Origin of the sequence: Lysinibacillus fusiformis (genome assembly GCF_003049525.1) — a bacterium.
Taxonomy (GTDB): domain Bacteria; phylum Bacillota; class Bacilli; order Bacillales_A; family Planococcaceae; genus Lysinibacillus; species Lysinibacillus fusiformis.
The window spans coordinates 1-603 of sequence record NZ_PYWL01000033.1 but is presented as its reverse complement, the minus strand read 5'-3'; the positions used below and the strand labels follow the sequence as shown (position 1 = coordinate 603).

Here is a 603-nt window from a genome sequence, read left to right as displayed (position 1 = left end):
AGCGCCAGTAGCCCCAGTAGTTCCAGTTACACCCGTAGCTCCGGTAACACCAGTAGAGCCTGTAGCTCCGGTAACACCAGTAGAGCCTGTAGTTCCAGTAGAACCGGTAGCCCCAGTTACACCCGTAGCGCCAGTTACACCAGTGGTTCCAGTTACACCCGTAGCGCCAGTTACACCAGTGGTTCCAGTTACACCCGTAGCGCCAGTTACACCAGTGGTTCCAGTTACACCCGTAGCGCCAGTAGAACCAATAGTTCCAGTAGAACCGGCAGCCCCAGTAGCCCCAGTAGTTCCAGTTATACCTGTAGCACCAGTAGAACCGGTAGCTCCAGTTATACCCGTAGCTCCGGTAACACCAGTAGAGCCTGTAGCTCCGGTAACACCAGTAGAGCCTGTAGCTCCGATATCACCAGTAGCCCCAGTTACACCAGTGGTTCCAGTTACACCTGTAGCGCCAGTAGCGCCAGTAGCCCCAGTAGTTCCAGTTACACCCGCAGCTCCGGTAACACCAGTAGAGCCTGTAGTTCCAGTAGAACCGGTAGCGCCAGTAGTTCCGGTATCACCAGTAGAACCAGTGGTTCCAGTTACACCCGTAGCGCCAGT

Annotated in this window: 1 protein-coding gene; it reads right to left on the bottom strand. The window is 55.2% G+C overall.

Annotated elements, in window-relative coordinates:
• Window positions 1-603 (bottom strand): hypothetical protein (locus C9J29_RS23935; RefSeq protein ID WP_201798437.1); only part of this gene is annotated, 603 nt, incomplete at both ends.